13 protein-coding genes and 2 tRNA genes are annotated in these 19,913 nt (G+C 68.9%); 12 read left to right on the top strand and 3 right to left on the bottom strand.

Translation table 11 applies throughout. From position 1 onward, the window contains the following. Window positions 1-6: 6 nt before the first annotated feature. Together ACQCSU_RS14855 and ACQCSU_RS14850 are read left to right on the top strand one after the other, a co-directional pair. Window positions 7-1,446, top strand: coding sequence for a glycosyltransferase family 2 protein (locus ACQCSU_RS14855; protein WP_426976047.1), 1,440 nt, complete (start codon window positions 7-9; stop codon window positions 1,444-1,446). Further along, window positions 1,443-1,670, top strand: coding sequence for a hypothetical protein (locus ACQCSU_RS14850; protein WP_426976046.1), 228 nt, complete (start codon window positions 1,443-1,445; stop codon window positions 1,668-1,670). The genes ACQCSU_RS14855 and ACQCSU_RS14850 overlap by 4 nt, the downstream gene beginning before the upstream one ends. Window positions 1,671-1,764: 94 nt before the next feature. Here ACQCSU_RS14850 and ACQCSU_RS14845 read toward each other — a convergent pair whose 3' ends face one another. Beyond that, window positions 1,765-3,882: an FAD/NAD(P)-binding protein gene (locus ACQCSU_RS14845; protein ID WP_426976045.1), complete on the bottom strand. Its 2,118-nt coding sequence runs from the start codon at window positions 3,880-3,882 to the stop codon at window positions 1,765-1,767. Window positions 3,883-3,980: 98 nt separating this feature from the next. Here ACQCSU_RS14845 and ACQCSU_RS14840 point away from each other — a divergent pair, with 98 nt between their 5' ends. The 4 genes from ACQCSU_RS14840 (at window position 3,981) to ACQCSU_RS14825 (ending at window position 9,832) form a co-directional block, all read left to right on the top strand. Further along, window positions 3,981-6,275: a prolyl oligopeptidase family serine peptidase gene (locus ACQCSU_RS14840; RefSeq protein WP_426976044.1), complete on the top strand. Its 2,295-nt coding sequence runs from the start codon at window positions 3,981-3,983 to the stop codon at window positions 6,273-6,275. Between the two features lie 142 nt (window positions 6,276-6,417). Continuing rightward, window positions 6,418-6,505: transfer RNA gene (locus tag ACQCSU_RS14835), tRNA-Ser, on the top strand. Between the two features lie 139 nt (window positions 6,506-6,644). Continuing rightward, complete coding sequence (locus tag ACQCSU_RS14830) at window positions 6,645-8,339, top strand: phytoene desaturase family protein (RefSeq protein WP_426976043.1); 1,695 nt, start codon at window positions 6,645-6,647, stop codon at window positions 8,337-8,339. Further along, window positions 8,336-9,832 carry an MFS transporter gene (locus ACQCSU_RS14825; RefSeq protein WP_426976042.1) on the top strand — a complete coding sequence of 499 codons (1,497 nt, stop codon included), beginning with the start codon at window positions 8,336-8,338 and terminating at the stop codon, window positions 9,830-9,832. Before ACQCSU_RS14830 ends, ACQCSU_RS14825 begins: the two co-directional genes overlap by 4 nt. Here the strand turns inward: ACQCSU_RS14825 and ACQCSU_RS14820 are convergent. Beyond that, window positions 9,777-11,978 carry a RecQ family ATP-dependent DNA helicase gene (locus tag ACQCSU_RS14820; protein WP_426976041.1) on the bottom strand — a complete coding sequence of 734 codons (2,202 nt, stop codon included), beginning with the start codon at window positions 11,976-11,978 and terminating at the stop codon, window positions 9,777-9,779. The two genes, ACQCSU_RS14825 and ACQCSU_RS14820, sit on opposite strands and share 56 nt — an antisense overlap. A 135-nt stretch (window positions 11,979-12,113) precedes the next feature. Here ACQCSU_RS14820 and ACQCSU_RS14815 point away from each other — a divergent pair, with 135 nt between their 5' ends. The 4 genes from ACQCSU_RS14815 to ACQCSU_RS14800 all read left to right on the top strand — a co-directional run bounded on the left by ACQCSU_RS14815 (window position 12,114) and on the right by ACQCSU_RS14800 (window position 15,880). Further along, window positions 12,114-13,526 (top strand): phosphomannomutase/phosphoglucomutase, encoded by a 1,413-nt coding sequence (locus ACQCSU_RS14815; RefSeq protein WP_426976040.1) that lies wholly within the window; start codon window positions 12,114-12,116, stop codon window positions 13,524-13,526. A 13-nt stretch (window positions 13,527-13,539) separates the two neighbouring features. Further along, window positions 13,540-14,025 (top strand): hypothetical protein, encoded by a 486-nt coding sequence (locus tag ACQCSU_RS14810; protein ID WP_426979803.1) that lies wholly within the window; start codon window positions 13,540-13,542, stop codon window positions 14,023-14,025. A 20-nt stretch (window positions 14,026-14,045) separates the two neighbouring features. Next, a complete protein-coding gene (locus tag ACQCSU_RS14805) occupies window positions 14,046-14,495 on the top strand; it encodes an RrF2 family transcriptional regulator (protein WP_426976039.1) in 450 nt (149 codons plus the stop codon). A gap of 224 nt (window positions 14,496-14,719) precedes the next feature. Further along, entirely contained in the window at window positions 14,720-15,880 is a 1,161-nt protein-coding gene (locus ACQCSU_RS14800) for a globin domain-containing protein (RefSeq protein WP_426976038.1), read from the top strand. 199 nt (window positions 15,881-16,079) lie between these two features. On the opposite strand, the gene ACQCSU_RS14795 is transcribed toward ACQCSU_RS14800, so the two are convergent. Continuing rightward, the gene (locus ACQCSU_RS14795) at window positions 16,080-17,906 is read right to left on the bottom strand and encodes a phosphoenolpyruvate carboxykinase (GTP) (RefSeq protein WP_426976037.1); all 1,827 of its coding nucleotides are present in this window, start codon (window positions 17,904-17,906) and stop codon (window positions 16,080-16,082) included. A 277-nt stretch (window positions 17,907-18,183) separates the two neighbouring features. Here ACQCSU_RS14795 and ACQCSU_RS14790 point away from each other — a divergent pair. Continuing rightward, window positions 18,184-18,257 (top strand) — tRNA-Arg (locus tag ACQCSU_RS14790). Window positions 18,258-18,394: 137 nt separating this feature from the next. Then, window positions 18,395-19,852 (top strand): dihydrolipoyl dehydrogenase family protein, encoded by a 1,458-nt coding sequence (locus ACQCSU_RS14785; protein WP_426976036.1) that lies wholly within the window; start codon window positions 18,395-18,397, stop codon window positions 19,850-19,852. The last annotated feature ends 61 nt before the right edge of the window (window positions 19,853-19,913 follow it).

Genomic DNA, 19,913 nt, shown 5'->3' with positions numbered 1-19,913 from the left:
TGGCCAATGGGCAGGGGAAGGTTTCATCGGGCGGTTGGCATTGTCATAGCACTGGCCGCCGCCGGCGCAGCGGCGCTGTTGTGGTTTGCGGTCGCGGCCGGGAGTCCGCGGGCTGACGAGTCGCCGAGTCATGGACTGGTCCTGGGTGTCTGGAACGTCCTCTACAACACCGATGCGCCGGCTCTGCGCAATATTGTCGCCGCAATTGCCCTCGCCCTCCTGCTGGCGGCCGGAATCGCGCTGCTGGAACGCCGCATCACCAATAAATCGCGCCGTTCGGCGAATCCCCAGGCCGCCCCGCTTGCGCCGCGGATCGTCATGGCGGACACGCGAGAGGTCTATGCCGGTCCCGTGACCGTGACGGTGCTGATCCCGGCGCACAACGAACAAGCTTCGCTGCCCACCACGATCGCGTCCCTCCTGGCCCAGTCGCACCGCCCGGGGCGCATCATCGTGGTCGCGGACAACTGCACCGACAGCACGGCCGCGCTCGCCCGGCAGGCCGGCGTCGAGGTCATTGAGTCCGTCGGAAACACCAAGAAGAAGGCAGGCGCACTGAACCAGGCCCTTAAACAGCTGCTGCCCGGCCAGGGCGACAACGACGTCGTGATGGTGATGGACGCGGACACCAGCCTCGACGACGGCTTCCTGGCCGCCGCAGTGGCACGATTCACCGACGACCGGGCCCTCATGGCCGTGGGCGGCCTCTTCTACGGGGAGGAGGGCCACGGCGTGCTGGGGCAGTTCCAACGCAATGAATACATCCGCTACGGACGCGAGATCCGCCGACGCCGGGGCCGCGTCTTCGTGCTCACCGGCACCGCGTCCATGTTCCGGCCCCGGGCCCTACGCACGATCGCCGCACAGCGCGGGGACTCCCTCCCGGGGAACCCCGGCGACGTGTACGACACCGTTGCCCTGACTGAGGACAACGAGCTGACAATCGCCCTGAAGTCCCTCGGCGCCCTGATGATCTCGCCGGCCAAGTGCACGGTGGTCACCGAACTCATGCCCAGCTGGCGCACCCTCTGGTCCCAGCGTCTGCGCTGGCAACGCGGCGCCCTGGAAAACATCGGCGCCTACGGCGTGACCCCGCAGACCTTCCGGTACTGGGCACAGCAACTCGGCATCGGCTACGGCGTCATTGCCCTGAGCGCCTACCTCCTGCTCATCCTGCTCATGATGTTCTCGCTCGATGTCTGGATCTGGTTCCCGTTCTGGCTGGGCCTCGGCGCAGTGTTCATCACGGAGCGCGTCGTCACGGTGTGGAAGGGCGGCTGGCGGGCACGCCTGCTGGCCCTGACGTTGTTCCCTGAGCTGCTCTTCGACATGTTCCTCAACATCGTCTACGTCAAAGGCATCATCGACATCGCACTGGGACGCACCGCCAACTGGAAACACCTCACCCACGAGGCCGCCCCCGAGATCGTGAAAGCACAGGCATGATCCCCGCCGTCAGCCCCCTCGTCCCCACCGGTATCCTGTTTCCGGAGTCGATCCTGCACACCGAATGGTTCGCCATCCTGGCGACCTTCGTGGCCATCAATACCGTCATGTATGGCGCCTTGGCGGTGGCAAAGATCCTGCCGAAGCTGCACCCCGGCTCCTGGCTCCCGGTGCGTCACGAACGCGCCGAGACCCGAAGCATCTACCCGGACGCGCCGCGGTAAGAGAGCCTTCCAGCCATGAGCATGCCCTCCCCTGGGCTGCAGCACGGGACATATTGCCCATATGTCCAGTGTTCAGCCCGGGTGCGGGGCATGCTCATTCTTTGTTGCGGGTCAGGATCCCAAGGATGCCGCGGGCTATCTCGTCGGCGTCGTGCAGGGTGCGCTGGCCGCTGCGATAGGCGGGGCCGTTCTTTTGCCGGGCCTCGGCCGCGATGGCGGTCCCCCACTGCGCCGCGGAGAGCTGCAGCCCGAGGACATAGAGGCCCTCGGTCACTGTGCCGTTTGAGCCCAGCGGCCGGTACGGGTGCGGAGAAACGTCCAGGCCGGAGGTCTGCACCGGAACCCCTTCCACCGTCATCATGAGGCGCGGCCGCACCAGCCCCTCCGCGAGCAGCTGTTCCAGCAGCGCCGACACGTTGACGGCAACCCTGTTCGCCGGCGCAAGCGCTTCAATCAGGGCACCGGCCGCCACTGCCTCGCCCTGTGCCCCGCCGGCGCCTGTCCCCCTGGTGCCCGTTCCGCCGGCACCCCGGCCGCCAGAGCCGGCGCCCCGGCCGCCTACCCACGGTGACGCCGCCGTGAAGGTCCCGGCCTTGCGGTCCACGCCGAACTTGGGATCCGGCCCGACGAACCGGACGACGCCGGCACGCGCCAGCGCTGCCAGCTGTTCGGCGCGCAGCGCCGGCGGCCCGCTGGCAAGGCCTTCAACGAACGACTCGAACCAGCCGCGCAGCCCGGCCACCCACGACTCGTCCGTGATGCCGCCGTCGGCCACCGCCGTCTTCAGCACCGCCCGCCCGTGGTGCAGGGCTCCGATCGTCATCTTTACCGGATCGTCCTCCCCCAGCGCGGAGCGGCGGGCATCGTCGAGGAGATACTCGACGACGGCGGCGTCCAGCTCCGCCCGGGAGTCAAAGGAACGGCCGGCCAGCGGTGCCGCCAGGCCCAGCAGGTCCAGCCGGTGGGCCGGTCGGACATGCACCGCGATCGCGGAATCCACCGCGTCCTCCCATTTGGCCGCGCTGTGCGCGTGCGGGCGCAGCGACTCCTCCAGCGCCCGCAGGAACTCGGTGGGATCGGTCAGGATGGCGCCGGGCTGCGAGCGCGCGAGCGTCGAGTAGTACGCCCAGACAGCGTCGCGGTGCAGGAGCGGCCAGAGGTCGTGGTCGAAGGCGGGCTGGATCCCCGCCTCGCCGAACCTCGCCAGCGCGCTTTCCGTGCAGTACCGCAACGTCACGGCGGAGGGGTAATACCCGGCCAGGGCGGCCTTGGCCCGGTACGGAGTGCCGCGGCGCGAGGCCGCGATGATAAGCGGTTCTCGGCCGGACGGCCGGTAGCTCAGCCCGCCGTCCTCCCCGGCCAGGAAGGTGCCTCCCCGTCCCTCGGTCAGCTGGCCCATGACGTCGAAGAAATTCAGGCCCATGCCGCGCACCAGCACCGGCCTGACGGCCGGCACCCGGGACCAGTCGACGTCGGCCGGCGCGGCCGGCGGCAGGTACAGCAGCCCGAGCTCCTCCGCCGCGGCCTTCAGCTCCCGCTGCTCCGGGTTCAGCCGCGATTCGAGGTGGCCCAGCGCGAGGACCACGGAGTCGACGGTAAGCACTGCGCCGCCCGCCAGTCCGACGTCGAACCTCACTCGCCCGTTCAGGTCACCGTCATGCCCGGTCCCGGCGTGGGATCCGGTCCCGGCGTCAGGCGAAGCCACGGCGTCGGGTCCGGCCGCGGGGGCCGCCGCGTGCCGGACGGAGACCGCCGTCGTCTCGTGGAATTCCACCGTGACTCCCGCGGGCAGCACGGAGAGCAGTTCCTCGAGCGTGGAACGGAGGTAACGGCCGTACAGGGCACGGCTGGGGAAGTCCGCGGAGCCGAGGGCGGCGAGTTCGGCACGTTCCTCCGCGGTCAGCGAAGGGTGGGGACGCCGCTGCTGCAGTTCGCGCCAGCGGTCAAAGGTGTCTCCGGCCAGCGGAGGCGCCAACGCGGGGTCCTCGGGAACGATCGTGGGGTAGAACGACTGCGTGTTCATCAGGTAAAGCCGGGACTGTCCCGGCTGCCACACATGGCCCGGGCCGGCGGGGTAGGGATCAACCACATCGATGTGGAGCCTTGCGTCCGGGCCGGCCGGCACCCAGTTGGCGAGCAGCCGCTCCAGCACGCTCGTGCCCCGGGGACCGGCGCCTATCAGTGCCGTCCGGATGCTTTGCGATATGCCCACGGCATCCAGCGTATCGGCAACCGGCTTCCTGCTTGGCCGGCGGACGCCGACGGGCGCTTGACTTGCTAGCCGCGCGCTGATGTTGCTTGGATGGAAAGATGACCACCACTGAAGCTGCTCACCCGTCCGCGTCCGGCCGCCCTTCCGGACCCGCCGCCGGGGCAGGAACCGCCCCCGAACCCGTCGATGAGAACATCTGGCTGGAGGAGATCTACGGCGAGGAGCAACTGGCCTGGGTCCGTGAACAGAACGCCAGGACGGAGGACCTGCTGGAGGATGCCGAATATGCCCGGCTCGAGGGCAGCATCCTGGAAGTGCTGGACTCCACAGACCGGATTGCCATGGTGGGCAAGCACGGCGAGTGGTACTACAACTTCTGGAAGGACCGGGACAACCCCAAGGGGCTGTGGCGGCGGACCAGCTGGGCGAGCTACCGCGGCGGATCACCGGAGTGGGACATCCTTTTGGACGTGGACGCCCTAGCCGCAGCCGAGGGCCAGGAGTGGGTCTTCCACGGCGCCAACTTCCTCCGCCCGTCCGAGGGCGAACCGCACCGGCGTGCCCTGCTGGCCCTCTCCCCCGACGGCGGTGACGCGAACCGCCACCGCGAGTTCGACGTCGAGAGCCGCAGCTTCGTGGACGCCGCAGCCGGGGGCTTCGATCTGCCCACGGCGAAGGGAAACGCCTCCTGGCTCGACGCGGACACGCTCCTGGTGGCCACCACGGCCGAGGGGCTGCCCAGCACCTCGTCCTCCTACGCCCGGACCGGCGTGAAGCTGCAGCGCGGAGGTTCCCTGGCCGCCGCAGAGCGGCTGTTCGAGATCCCCGAGGACCACATGATGGCCCTGGTGGCCCACGACTCCACGCCCGGCTTCGAACGGACCTTTGCCGTGGACTGGATCAGCTTCTTCGAGAAGAACACCTCGGTGCTTCGTGACGGCGAGTGGGTGCAGATAGACGTCCCGGCCGACGTGAACCTGAGCTCGCACCGCGAATGGCTGCTGTTCCGGCCACAGAAGGACTGGACAGTCAACGGCAGGACGTATCCGGCAGGAGCGCTGCTCGCGGCCCGTTTCGAGGACTTCCTGGCCGGCGGCCGGGATCTGTCCGTGCTCTTCACCCCGGACGAGCACACCTCGCTGCAGTCCTGGAGCTGGACGCGGGACTTCCTGCTGCTGAACCTGCTCCGCGACGTCTCCTCGGAGATCCGGGTGCTGGATCCGCAGCGGCCCGGCACGGACGCGGCCTGGGCCTCCACCGTGCTGGACGCCTGCCCGCCGCTGCACGACGTCAACGCCTTCGCGGTGGACGACGAGGACGCCCCCGAGGGCTCTGACGACGACGGTACCGGCGGCGGCGCCCCGGCGTCGGAGGGGGAAGCCCCCGGCGCCGGGAACGATTTCTGGCTCGTGGCCACGGGATTCACGACGCCGAGCACGCTCACCCGCGGAACGCTCAGGCGTGCCGGTGGCACCGGGGCTGACGCCCGCGTGGCCAGCGCGCACGAGGTGATCCGCTCCTCGCCGTCGTTCTTCAATGACGAGGCCTACGAGGTCCAGCAGCACTTCGCCGTGTCCAAGGACGGCACGCGGGTGCCGTACTTCCAGGTGGCGTCCAAGGATCTGGTGCTCGACGGGCAGAACCCGACCCAGCTCTCCGGCTACGGCGGCTTCGAGATTTCCCGGACGCCGGCCTACAGCGGCGCGGTCGGCCGCGCCTGGCTGGAACGCCGCACCGAGGAGTCCGCCGGCCATGACGGGGACGCCCCGCACACCCGCGGCGGCGTTTACGTCGTGGCGAACATCCGCGGCGGCGGCGAATACGGACCGTCCTGGCACCGCGCCGCGCTGCAGGAGAACCGGCACCGGGCGTACGAGGATTTCGCGGCCGTCGCACAGGACCTGATCTCCCGCGGCGTCACGTCGCGCCAGCGTCTGGGCTGCGTGGGCGGCTCCAACGGCGGCCTGCTGGTGGGCAATATGCTCACCCAGTACCCGGAGCTGTTCGGGGCCGTGTCCTGCGGGGTCCCGCTCCTGGACATGCGCCGCTACACCAAGCTCTCCGCCGGTTACTCCTGGATTGCCGAATACGGCGACCCTGATGTGCCGGAGCAGTGGGAGTCCATCAAGACGTTCTCGCCGTACCACCTGCTCCGGGACGGGATTGACTACCCGGAGACGTTCATCTGGACGGCGACCTCGGATGACCGGGTGGGCCCGGTCCAGGCCCGGAAGATGGCCGCCCGCATGCAGGCGATGGGGATCCCCAACGTCTGGTTCCATGAGGCCCTCGAGGGCGGCCACGCCGGCGCCTCGGACAACCGCCAGGCCGCGGCCCTGCAGAGCCGCAGCCAGCATTTCCTGTGGCGTGCGCTGGCCGGCAGCGGAGCCTGAGCGGGAACGTCCCGAGCCAAGAGCAACGCGGGGTCACTTCCAGCCCATCCGGGCCTGAACGGGCCAGAAGTGACCCCGCGCCGGTCGTTTTGCACTGCATGGCACCTTCTGCGTATCCTTGGTTGGCTAGTTAGTAGCAATTGGAGACGTGCCAGAGCGGCCGAATGGGCTTCACTGCTAATGAAGTGTGGGGCACAACTCCACCGGGGGTTCAAATCCCCCCGTCTCCGCGTTTGGCCCCGGTCCCTGGACCGGGGCCTTTTGCGCACCCGGAGCGTTTCGGCGCCGCGAGGGCCGGCGGATTCGAGGGCACTGTCCGGTTGCCGGACACCTGGCGCGTCCTGCCGGGCCGGATGGCAGGATAGGCCCATGTCCAGCAACCCCATGTCGAGCACCAGCGCGTTTGACGCGATCATCGTAGGCGGCGGCCACAACGGACTGGCCGCTGCAGCGTACCTGGCCCAGGCCGGCCGCAAGGTCCTGCTGCTGGAAAAGCTCGAGCACGCCGGCGGTGCCGCGGTGTCTGCCCAGGCGTTCGACGGCGTCGACGCCCGCCTCTCGCGCTACTCCTACCTCGTCAGCCTCCTGCCGCAGCAGATCATCGACGATCTCGGCCTGCGCATCCAGCTGGCCCGGCGGCGGTATTCCTCGTACACGCCCGACCCGGCGGACGGCAGCCGGGCCCTGCTGATCGACAACGGGGACGACGGCGCCACTGCCGCGTCCTTTGCCGCCATCGGTGCTCCCCCTGGCGAGTTCCGCGCCTTCACCGACTTCTACGCCCGTTGCCGCCAGCTCACCGAAGCCCTCTGGCCCACCATGACTGCACCGCTGCGGACCCGGTCCGAGGCCCGCGCACTGGCAGTCCAGGCCGGGGCGGAGGAAGCGTGGGAGGCCATGATCGAGCGGCCGATCGGGACCGTGATCGCCAGGGAACTCCAGCACGACCTGGTCCGCGGCGTGGTGCTGACCGACGCCCTGATCGGAACCTTCGCCCGGGCGGACGACGAGGACCTGCAGCAGAACATCTGCTTCCTGTACCACCTGATCGGCGGTGGGACCGGCGACTGGGACGTGCCCGTCGGAGGCATGGGCGCGGTCTCCGGAGAGCTGGAACGCGCCGCCCGCGGCGCCGGAGCCACGATCCTCACCGCCGCCGAAGTCACCGCCGTCCGTCCCGGCGGCTTGGTCAGCTACCGCCACGACGGCTCCGAGCACGCCGCCACGGCTCCGTGGGTCCTGGCCAACGTGGCCCCGGTGGTTCTCGACCGGCTCCGGGGATCCGGATCCGCCCCGGCCGCTTCCGTGCCGCCCGCGACGCACAACCCCAACCAACTGCGCGAAGGCGCCCAGGTCAAGGTCAACCTGCTGCTCAAGCGGCTCCCCCGGCTCCTGGATGGCAACGTGAGCCCGGAAGCGGCCTTCGGCGGCACGTTCCACATCAACGAGACCTGGTCCCAGTTCGACGCCGCGTACCTCGCCGCCGCGGCGGGGACCATCCCGGATCCGCTGCCCTGCGAGATCTACTGCCATTCCCTCACCGACCCCAGCATCCTGTCCCCCGAACTGCAGGCGGCCGGTGCGCATACCCTCACGGTGTTCGGCCTGCACGTCCCGGACCGGCTGATCACCGAGGACAACAACGAGGAGCGGCGCGCGGAGCTCCAGGCCGCAGTGCTGAAGTCGCTGAACTCGGTGCTGGCCGAACCGGTCGAGGAGCTGCTGCTCACCGGACCGGACGGCCGCCCGTGCATCGAGACGAAAACCACCCTCGATATCGAACGGGCCGTCGGGATGCCGCGGGGCAATATCTTCCACGGTGGCCTCGACTGGCCCTTTGTGGAGGACGGTGCACCCCTGGACACCCCGGCCCGGCGCTGGGGCGTGGCGACGGATGATCCGCAGATCCTGCTCTGCGGATCCGGCGCGCGGCGCGGCGGGGCGGTCAGTGCCATAGGCGGGCACAACGCGGCGAAGGCGGTGCTGGAATCCGGTCCCGTGGCCGAATCAAGTCCCATGGCTGAATCCGGTCCCGCCGCTCTATCAGTTCCTGCCGCTGGATGAACGGACCCGCAGATCCCGCCCAGGCGGGCTCCTCCGGGTCCGCCGCCGCGCCGGGGAAGTCGAGTCCGCGGCTGGCGCTGCTGGTCGCCGCGACATTCTTTATGGAGTTCCTCGACGGAACCGTCCTGACCACCGCAATTCCCAGCATTGCCGCGGATTTCTCTGTGCCCGCGGCAGACGTCAACATCACCATGACCGCCTACCTGATGACGGTGGCGATGGGAATTCCGCTCAGCGGCTGGATGGCGGAGCGGCTGGGGGCACGGCGCGTCTTCTGCCTGGCCATCGCCACGTTCGCGGCCGCGTCCCTGCTCTGCGCGCTGAGCCAGGATCTCACCATGTTGACCTTGAGCCGGGTGCTGCAGGGCGCCGGGGGCGCGATGATGGTTCCGGTGGGCACCCTGGTGGTGCTCCGCGGAACGCCGAAAAAGGAGCTGCTGCGGGCCACGGCTTATCTGGTGTGGCCCGGCCTGCTGGCGCCCGTCCTCGCTCCGCTGGTTGGCGGAGCACTCACCACCTACCTCTCCTGGCACTGGATCTTCCTGATCAACCTGCCCCTGGGGCTTGCTGCGTTCCTGGCCGCGCTGCGCCTCGTCCCCGCCGCCGGCGGGGACCGCCGGCGCCGCCTCGACTGGCCGGGGCTGGCGCTGACCACCCTCGGCGTCGGGGCGCTGGTGGTGGGACTTGAGCTCGCGGGCGGCCAGCCCTCGGCCCTGCCGGCGGCCGTCAGCGTCACGGCAGGGCTGCTGTTCCTCGCCGGCGCCGTGGCGAGGATGCGTCGGGCCCCGCAGCCCTTGTTCGACCTCGCCGTCTTCGCAACCCGGACGTTCCGTGCCACCGCCACCGGCGGCTTCGTCTACCGCCTGACCATCAGCGCCGTGCCGTTCCTGCTGCCCCTGATGTTCCAGAACGGCTTCGGCTGGGACCCCCTGCACGCGGGCATCCTGGTGGCGGCGGTGTTTGTGGGAAACATCGGGATCAAGCCGGCCACGACGCCGATCATCCGGCAGTTCGGGTTCAAGCCGGTGCTGGTGTTCGCATCGCTGGCCTCGGCGGCCACCTTTGGCCTGTGCGCCCTGCTCGACGCCGGAACTCCGGAGCCGCTGATCTTCGCACTGCTCGTGGCCAGCGGAGCGTTCCGTTCCCTCGGCTTCTCGGCCTATGCCTCGGTCCAGTACGCGGATGTGGCTCCGTCGCAGCTGCCGTCAGCCAACGCCGTCTCCGCAACCCTCGTGCAGCTGGCAACGGCCGCCGGGATCGCCGTCGGGGCGCTGCTGCTGCGGATCTTCGAGGCATCGGGTCCGCTGGCAGGCCCGGCAGCCACCGTTGGGGACTATCCGACGGCGCCGTACCGCGCAGCGTTCCTGGCGATTGCCGCCGTCATGCTCCTGAGCACCGTGGACAGCCTGACGCTGCCCCGCCATGCGGGGGCTGAGGTCAGCCGGCCTGGCCAAGCACCAGCGGCAGGACCGCTCCGGCGCCGGCGAGCCTGAGGGCCCGTCCGGCCACAGTCACGGTCCAGCGGCTGTCGATGAGGTCGTCAATGAGCATCACGCTCTGGCCCTGCAGCCCGGTGAGCGCCGCTTCCAGTTCCGGCCCCACCACGAGGCGGTCCCAGACCCCGGCGAGCCGGTAGGCGCTGTTGCCGCCGCGGCCGCCCGTGGGGCCGCCGTGTTCGAGCTCCAGCTGGCCGAGGTACGGGATGCGGCCTATCTCCGAAATACCGCGGGCCAGCGAGTCCACGAGTGCCGGCTTGCTGCGGGACGGGACGCTGATGATCGCGGCGGGCCGGCCGGCACCGCTCCACCCCGGGGTGCGCGCGTCTCCGGTTCCCCACTCCCGCAGCACCTGGACGCAGGCCTGCAGCATGCCGGAGTCCACCGTGCGGTCGGGCGCTCCCGCGGCGAAGGTCTCGCGCAGGGCGCCGCCCCAGCCCAGGTCCGTGAGCCGGGCCAGCGCCCGGCCGCCGGCCACGCTTTCCTCCGGTTTGATTTTGCCCTTCACGCTCACGCCGAGGCGGTCCATGCCGCTGGGCCACTGCAGCCTCGGTTCCAGCGGCACGCCGGCGCGGCTCAGCGTCTGGCCCGCGGCTTCCGTGGCGGCGGTGGCAATGTCTGCCGGGAACCACTGGCCTGCGCAGTTGTCGCACCGGCCGCAGGCGTGGGCGGTCTCGTCGTCCAGGACCGAGGTGATGTATTCCATCCGGCAGCCGGCGGTGTCCTGGTAGATGACCATGGAATCCTGCTCGTCCACGCGGGCCTCGGCGATCCGGCTGTACCGCTCGGCGTCGTACGCCCAGGGATGTCCGGTCGAGCGCCAGCCGCCGCCCACACGTTCCACGGCGCCGTCCACGGCCAGCACCTTCAGCAGGAGTTCCAACGGCGTCCGGCGGAGGTCCACCCGGGCCTCCAGCGCCACGGTGGACACGCCCGTCCCCGCTTCGGCCAGGGCGGTGAGGACGGCGGCGGCCTTTTCCTCGGAGGGCATCGACGCCGTGGCGAAGTACTGCCAGATGTCGCGGTCCTCGGAGCCGGGCAGCAGCAGGACATCGGCGTTCGCGGCGCCACGGCCGGCGCGGCCCACCTGCTGGTAGTACGCCACCGGGGAGGACGGCGCGCCCAGGTGCACCACAAATCCCAGGTCCGGTTTGTCGAAGCCCATGCCGAGGGCGGAGGTGGCCACGAGGGCCTTGACCTGGTTGTCCTTGAGGAGCTGTTCCGCGCGTTCCCGGTCCGCGGGGTCGGTGCGGCCGGTGTAAGCGAGCACCTCGTGCCCGGCTTCGGCCAGCAGGCGTGCGGTGTCCTCGGCCGCGGACACCGTGAGCGTGTAGATGATGCCGCTGCCGGGCAGGTCCGAGAGGTGCGTCAGCAGCCAGCCCAGCCGGTCGCGGGAGTCCGGCAGGCTCAGCACGCCCAGCCGGAGCGACTCGCGGCCCAGTGCGCCGCGGATGGTCAGCACACCGGCGCCGAGCTGCTCCTCGATGTCGTGGACCACCCGGGAGTTGGCGGTGGCGGTGGTGGCCAGCACGGGAACGGAATCCGGCAGCTGTGTGATCAGGTCCGCGATGCGCCGGTAGTCGGGCCGGAAGTCGTGGCCCCAGTCCGAGATGCAGTGCGCCTCATCGATGACCAGGAGCCCCGTGCGGCGGATCAGTTCGGGCAGCTGGTTCTCGCGGAAGGACGGGTTGGTGAGCCGTTCCGGGGACACCAGCAGCACGTCGACCTCGTCGGCCGCCAGCTGCTCGCGGACGGTGTCCCACTCGAGCTGGTTGGCGGAGTTGATGGCAACGGCGCGGACCCCGGCACGGGCTGCGGCCGCAACCTGGTCGCGCATCAGCGCCAGCAGCGGGGAAACGATCAGGGTGGGTCCGGCGCCGCGTCGGCGCAGCAGCAGGGAGGACACGAAGTACACGGCCGATTTTCCCCAGCCGGTGCGCTGCACGACGAGGGCCCGCCGGCCGCCGTCGACCAGCGCCTCGATGGCCTCAAACTGGCCGTCATGGAATTCCGCGGCCGGGTGCCCCACCAGCTCGCGCAGCACTTCCTGGGCCTGTTCCCGCGTCCCGGCAACTCCATTGGAACCGGAGGCATGAGCGGGGTTGGAGGCGGAAAGGACTGCAGCGTTCTGGTTATTGGCCATTGCTCCAGTATCCCAGCCCCCTCCGACGGCCGCGAAGCCCGGGGGCCCCGACATGTGGACAATCACATCGGCGCGGCACCGCCACTGCTCCTCCACAGCGCCATACGGCTTCCACGTAAGATAAGACGCGTGACTATGGACAAGACAAAGACTTTTGACCTCTCGGCCTCCTTCAAGGCCTACGACGTGCGCGGAATTGTGGGCGAATCCATCACCGCGGAAATCGTCGAGGCCGTGGGTGCGGCGTTTGTCGACGTCCTGAACCTGGACGGGCAGACGGTGCTCGTGGGCGGAGACATGCGGCCGTCCTCGCCCGAGTTCGGCAAGGCCTTTGCCAACGGCGCCGCCAGGCGCGGAGCCAACGTCCAGTTGCTTGACCTCATCTCCACCGATGAGCTCTACTACGCCTGTGGCGCCCTCAACGCAGCCGGCGCCACGTTCACCGCGAGCCACAACCCGGCCGAATACAACGGCATCAAGATGGCCAAGGCCGGCGCCGTGCCGATCTCCTCCGAAACCGGGCTCAAGGAAATCCAGGCCCTCGCCGAGCAGTACCTCAACGCCGGCGCCATCCCCGAGGCCGCCCGCCGTGGCCTGATCGGCGTGCAGGACGTCCTCAAGGACTACGCCGCATACCTGCGCAGCCTCGTGGACCTCCGCGGCTCGCGGCCCCTGAAAGTCGTGGTGGATGCCGGCAACGGCATGGCCGGCCTGACCACCCCCGCGGTGCTTGGCGATGCCCTGCTGCCCAAGCTCCCGCTGGAGATCGTCCCCCTGTATTTCGAGCTCGACGGCTCGTTCCCGAACCACCCGGCCAACCCGCTGGAGCCGGAAAACCTGCGGGACCTGCAGGCCGCCGTCGTCGAACACGGCGCGGACATCGGCCTGGCCTTCGACGGCGACGCCGACCGCTGCTTCGTCATCGACGAGCTCGGTGAGCCCGTCTCGCCCTCGGCCATCACCGGAATGGTCGCACGCCGGGAGATCGCCCGCGCGCAGGGCCTGGGCGAGGCCAACCCCACCGTCATCCACAATCTCCTGACCTCCCGGGCCGTTCCCGAACTGGTGGAGAGGCACGGCGGCCGGGCCGTCCGCACCCGGGTGGGCCACTCCTTCATCAAGGCCGACATGGCCGCGGAAGGCGCCATCTTCGGCGGCGAGCACTCCGCCCACTTCTACTTCCGGGACTTCTGGAATGCGGACACCGGCATGCTGGCCGCCATGCACGTCCTGGCCGCCATGGGCGAACAGGACGGTCCGCTGTCCGAGCTGGCCCGCGAATACGAGCCCTACGTATCGTCCGGCGAGATCAACTCCGAGATCGACGACAAGGCTGGCGCCGTGGAACGGGTCCGCCGTGACTTCCAATCCGAGGACGTAGAGGTGGACCACCTTGACGGCAGCACGTTCATCGCCACGGACGGCAGCTACTGGTTCAATCTGCGCCCCTCCAACACCGAGCCGTTCCTCCGGCTGAACGTCGAGGCCACGGACAAGGACACCATGGAGCGCGTCCGCGACCGTGTCCTGGCCCAGGTCCGGGGCTAGGCCCGTGCTGGAAATGCCGTCAGAACTGCCGTCAGCAATTCCCGCCGGCTCCTGGCGTGACTCGGTGCCCGAGGCCAGTGCCACGGACCTGGAAAACCTGCTGGGCACCGGCGTCGGTGCGGCGCAGGAGCAACTGCAGCGCAATGGCGGCTTCCTTCCCTTCGCCCTCGTCGTCGAGAACGACGGCGAGGTCCGCCTGGTAGCCGTGACGCCCGCCGACGCCGCCGACGGCACGGACGCGGACTTCGATGCGGATTCGATGATCAGCGACCTCAAGGAGTTGCTGCGGCAGCACCGGGATGAGTTCCGCGCCGCCGCCGTGGTCTGTGACATCACGCTGCTGGACGAGGACTCGGACGCCATCCACGTTGCCGCCGAGCACCAGGACGGCTCGCTGTTCGCCGCGGTCCTCCCGTACACCGCGGACCCCGACACGCATGACCTCGAATTCGGCCAGCTCGCCGCCGACACCAACGAACCCGTCGTCTGGGTGGACTAGACCAACCGTAAGCTGGTGCCATGAAGATCAACGCCTTCGCGGACGTGAGCCTGCGCGCCATGATGGTGCTCGCGGCCGCTCCCGACGGCGGCCTGATGACCACCCAGAGCGTCGCCGACGCCGTCGGTACGCCGTACAACCACGTCAGCAAGGCGATGGCGAAGCTGCGCGAACTGGGCCTGATCGACGTCGAACGCGGCCGCCATGGCGGGTCGCGGCTGAGCAGCTCAGGCCGGGCCGCCACTGTCGGCCAGCTCCTGCGCCAGCTCGACACCCGGACCGACCCGGCCGACTGCGTCGTGGCCACCGGCACCTGCCCCCTCATCAATGAGTGCCGGCTCCGCGGCGCCCTGGCCCGGGCCCGCGAGGCGTTCTACCGGGAACTCGACGGCGTCGTGGTCACCTCGCTGCCGACCTCGCGGCAGATGAACCCCGTGTTCCAGGCAATCGGCCTGCGCCCCGGGCTCTGACCGGCCGCACGGACTCGGGCACCGCCCGGCCATTTCACCGTCCCGCGTCGTCCTGGCAACCTGCTCGGATTGCACCAGCCGGCGCCATCCGCCACGCCCGGGAATCCTGCCGATTTGTCGTCGTTTTCTACGCCGTGTAGAACTGAACTATAAATACTCGTATTTGAAATGCAGGTATTCATCACGGTCCGGCTGAAGACCGGGCCACTATCTCAGGAGTCAACATGCTCTCGGACAAGTCCTTCCCCGTCATCGAGGCCACCCTCCCGCTGGTCGGTTCCCGGATCGGGGAGATCACGCCCAAGTTCTATGCACGCCTCTTCGCCGCCCACCCCGAACTGCTGGACGGGCTCTTCAGCCGCTCCAACCAGCGCAACGGCAATCAGCAGCAGGCCCTGGCCGGAAGCATCGCCGCTTTCGCCACCCACCTGGTGAACAACCCCGGCACCCTGCCGGAGACCGTCCTCGCCCGCATCGCCCACCGCCACGCCTCCCTTGGCATCACCGAACCGCAGTACCAGGTGGTCTACGAGCACCTGTTCGCCGCCATCGCCGAGGACCTCGCCGAGGTCATCACTCCGGAAATCGCCGAGGCCTGGACCGAGGTCTACTGGCTCATGGCGGACGCGCTGATCAAGCTCGAGAAGGGCCTCTACGCGGCCCAGGCCAACGGCAAGATGTGGAGCCCGTGGCGGGTCGCCGCCAAGACCCCCGCCGGCACCGGTTCCGTGACCTTCACCCTGGAACCGGCCGACGACACCCCCATCACTCCCGCCCTCCCGGGCCAGTACATCAGCGTCAAGGTCCAGCTGCCGGACGGCCTGCGCCAGGTCCGCCAGTACTCGTTGTCCGGCGAGGCCGGCGCGAGCCGCACCTTCACCACCAAGAAGGACGACGGCGGCGAAGTCTCCCCGGTGCTGCACAACAATGTGGAGCTCGGCGACATCCTCGAGATCTCCAACCCCTACGGCGAGATTACCCTGAAGGAAGGCGACGGCCCCGTGGTCCTGGCCTCCGCCGGCATCGGCTGCACCCCCACCGCGTCCATCCTGCGCTCCCTCGCCGAGTCCGGCTCGGACCGCCAGGTCCTGGTCCTGCACGCGGAAAGCGATCTGGACAGCTGGGCCCTTCGCGGCCAGATGACGGACGACGTCGAACGCCTAAACGGCGCCGACCTCCAGCTCTGGCTCGAGCAGCCGTCAGCCGGGGCCAAGCAGGGCAACATGACCTTGCGGGAAGTGGACCTCCCGGCAAACGCCTCGCTGTACCTCTGCGGTCCGCTGCCGTTCATGAAGAGCATCCGCAACGAGGCCATCAACGCCGGCATCCCGGCCACGAAGATACACTACGAGGTCTTCGGCCCGGACATCTGGCTGGCCAGCTAGCTGCACGGGCCGACCGGTCCGAGCGAGCAGACGACGGCGGCGCCGCACCTTTCGAAAAGGTGCGGCGCCGCCGTCGTACTAAACGGGGCCTCCGCCTGGGCCCACGCTACCGAGGGGCCCCAATCGAGCTTGCGAGATTGGGGAGGCAGCGGGGAGGGTTCCCTGGCTGGGCGGAGCGAAGCGAGGGAGGCGGTGGGACCTAGCTGAGGCGCGCCTTCAGCCCCTCGAGCTCGGAGCGCAGGGCCTCGGGCAGGGAGTCACCGAACCGGGCGTACCACTCTTCGATGGAGGCCAGCTCGGTTGCCCATTCCTCGGGGTCGACGCGGACTGCGTCTTCCACCTCGGCCGGGGTCAGGGCCAGGCCGGTGACGTCCAGCGAGTCGCCGGTCGGCACGTAGCCGATGGGGGTCTCGACGGCGGCAGCCTTGCCTTCGATGCGCTCGATGGCCCACTTCAGGACGCGGGCGTTGTCGCCGAAGCCGGGCCAGGCGAAGCCGCCGTCGGCGGTGCGCCGGAACCAGTTGACCAGGAAGATCTTGGGCAGGCGTTCCTGGTTGGCCTTGGCGGACAGGTTGACCCAGTGGTTCAGGTAGTCACCCGCGTCGTAGCCGATGAACGGCAGCATGGCCATCGGATCGCGCCGCAGCACGCCCACCTGGCCGGCAGCAGCCGCCGTGGTCTCCGAGGACAGCGTGGACCCCATGAAGACGCCGTTGGACCAGGTGCGGGATTCGGTTACCAGCGGGATGGTGGTCTTCCGGCGGCCGCCGAACAGGATCGCGGAAAGCTCGACGCCTTCGGGGCTGTAGTACTCCTCGGCCAGCATGTCGATCTGGGAGATCGGCGTGCAGAAGCGGGAGTTCGGGTGGGCTGCCGGCTTATCTGAATCAGGCGTCCACGAGTTGCCCTGCCAGTCGGTCAGGTGCGCCGGAGTCTCCTCCGTCATCCCTTCCCACCACACGCCGCCGTCGTCCGTCAGGGCGACGTTGGTGAAGATGCTGTGGCCCTTGGCAATGGCGCGCATGGCGTTGGGGTTGGTGCCCCAGCCGGTGCCCGGAGCGACACCGAACAGGCCGGCTTCCGGGTTGGTGGCGCGCAGTTCGCCTTCCTTGCCGATCCGCATCCAGGTGATGTCGTCACCGAGAGTCTCGACCTCCCAGCCCTCGATCGTCGGATCCAGCAAGGCGAGGTTGGTCTTGCCGCAGGCGGACGGGAACGCAGCGGAGACGTAGTATTTCTTCTGCTCCGGCGAGGTCAGCTTGAGGATGAGCATGTGCTCCGCCAGCCAGCCCTCGTCGCGGGCCATCACGGAGGCGATGCGCAGGGCATAGCACTTCTTGCCCAGCAGGGCGTTGCCGCCGTAGCCGGAACCGAAGGACCAGATGGAGCGCTCTTCCGGGAAGTGGACAATCCACTTGTCCGGGTTGCACGGCCAGGCGACGTCGGCCTGGCCGGGGGTCAGCGGCGCGCCCAGGGAGTGCAGTGCCGGGACGAAGAAGGCGTTCGTGGCGGTGATGCGGTCCAGGACCTTGGTGCCGACGGTGGCCATGATGCGCATGGAGGCGACAACATAGGCACTGTCCGTGATCTCGACACCGAACTTGGGGTCCTCGGCGTCAAGGTGTCCCATGACGAAGGGGATGACGTACATGGTGCGGCCGCGCATGGAGCCGCTGAACAGCCCGCGCAGCTTTTCCTTCATCTCCGCCGGAGCCATCCAGTTGTTGGTGAAGCCTGCATCGCGTTTGTTCTCGGAGCAGATGAAGGTCTGCTCTTCGACACGGGCCACATCGGCGGGGTCGGAGAATGCCGCGAAAGATTTGGGGAACAGCTTCTCGTTCAGCCGGGTCAGTGTGCCTGCGGCTACGAGCTCGTCCGTGAGCCGGGTGCTCTCCGCTTCGGAGCCGTCAACCCAGTGGATCCGGTCCGGCTGGGTCAGTTCAGCTACCTCTTCGACCCATGCCAGCAGACCAGCATGTGTGGTGGGTGCTTTTTCAAGCAACGGCAGTCGCGCCAGATCGCCCATTACGGTTCCCTTCCTCGGGTTCAGTGGTGTGTTCCTAAATGTAGGGCTAGATCACCCCCTCAAAAGTGGTCCAGTTACGGGACATCCGGGAGGCCGGAAATCAAAAACCCCGGAAATTCAACGAACTTTTGCCTCCGCAAGCTGATATTTTGTGACTAAGGTCACGTAGACCGGTCTAGTCAGCCAGATTACACCCCTTTCGATTTGTCAGCACGGCCCACCTCGCGTAAAGTAATTCGAGGTTCGGGGAGCGAGAAGTTCTCCAAGAGCCGAGAATGCGCCCATAGCTCAGCTGGATAGAGCGTCTGTCTACGGAACAGAAGGTCAGGGGTTCGAATCCCTTTGGGCGCACAGAACAAGAAAATCCGCACCGGTCCGCCGGTTGCGGATTTTCTCGTTTAAGCCCTACTCCGCAATCGCCTCGTGCTAAGACTCTCCGGGGTGGGGACCCGCGCCCGGCCGGTAAGGTCCGGGCGTAGGCTTCTGCCATGACGGCACAGCTTGAGCGGGAATTCGATGTCATTGTGATCGGCGCGGGGGCCGTGGGCGAGAACGTGGCGGAGCGGGTGGTCCGGGGAGGGCTGTCCGCGGTGCTGGTCGAGGCGGAACTGGTCGGCGGCGAGTGCTCCTACTGGGCCTGCATGCCCTCCAAGGCGCTGCTGCGGCCCGGAACCGCCCTCCACGCAGCCCAGTCCGTCCCCGGCGCCGGGCAGGCGGTCGCCCGGACCCTGGATGCCGCCGCAGTGCTGAAACGCCGCGATTACTTCACCTCCAACTGGCAGGACGACGGCCAGGTCATATGGGTCGAGGAAACCGGAATCGAACTGATCCGCGGCCACGGCTGGCTCACGGGGCCGCGGAAAGTGGAGGTCGCGGGGCTGGACGGCAACAGCTACGCGCTCGCGGCGCGGCACGCCGTCGTGGTCGCGACAGGGTCCACCCCCAATCTGCCGCCGGTCGAAGGACTGGACGACGTCGAGTACTGGACCACGCGGGAGGCGACCTCAGCCCACCAGATTCCCGAGCGGCTGGCCGTGCTCGGCGGCGGCGTGGCCGGCACCGAACTCGCCCAGGCCTACGCGCGCCTGGGATCGGCAGTGACCCTCGTGGCCCGCGGCGGGCTGCTGGGCATGTTCCCGGAGGAGGCGTCGCGGCTGGTTGCGGCGGGCCTGCGGGCCGACGGCGTCGAACTCCACCTGCACACCGGAACGCAAGGCGTCAGTGAGAACGACGACGGCTCCCTCAGCCTGGCGCTCGACGGCGGCAGCACAGTCACGGCGGACAAGCTGCTCGTCACCACGGGGCGGCACCCGGCCCTCGAAGGACTGGGCCTGGAGAGCGTGGGGCTCGCCGCAGCGGAGGGCAAGGCGCTGAGGCTCGGCACCGACTCCACCGGTTTGGTCTCCGGCGCAACAGGCGACGACGGCGGACCGTGGCTCTACGCCGTCGGCGACGCGGCCGGGAAGGTCATGCTGACCCACCAGGGAAAATACGAGGCCCGGGCCACCGGCGACGCCATCGCAGCGCGCGCGAGGGGCGAACTCACCGGAGAGCCGGAGCCGTGGAGCCGCTATGCCCAGACCGCCGACGGCCATGCCGTACCCAATGTGGTGTTCACCGACCCGGAACTCGCGAACGTGGGGCGGTCCGTGCAGCAGGCGGAAAAGGATGGCTTCCGAGCCGCCTCCGTGGAGCTGCCCATCCAGGTGGCGGGATCCTCGCTGCATTCCGAGCAGTATGAGGGCTGGGCCCAGCTGGTGATCGACGAGGACCGCAAGGTGCTGCTGGGCGCGACGTTCGCCGGCCCGGACGTCGCCGAGCTGCTGCACGCCGCCACGATCGCCGTTGTGGGTGAGGTGCCGCTGGACCGTCTCTGGCACGCCGTGCCGTCCTACCCGACAATCAGCGAAGTCTGGCTCCGGCTGCTCGAGGAATACGGTCTCTAAGCAGGCCCACTCCGCACGCCCCCAGGACGCGCGAACGTACACTTGAGGCCCCGAAAACGCG

The sequence above is a fragment of the Pseudarthrobacter sp. O4 genome (genome assembly GCF_050157025.1).
Taxonomy (GTDB): Bacteria; Actinomycetota; Actinomycetes; order Actinomycetales; family Micrococcaceae; genus Arthrobacter.
The sequence above is the reverse complement of the archived record's forward strand: the minus strand, read 5'-3'. Positions and strand labels throughout refer to the sequence as shown.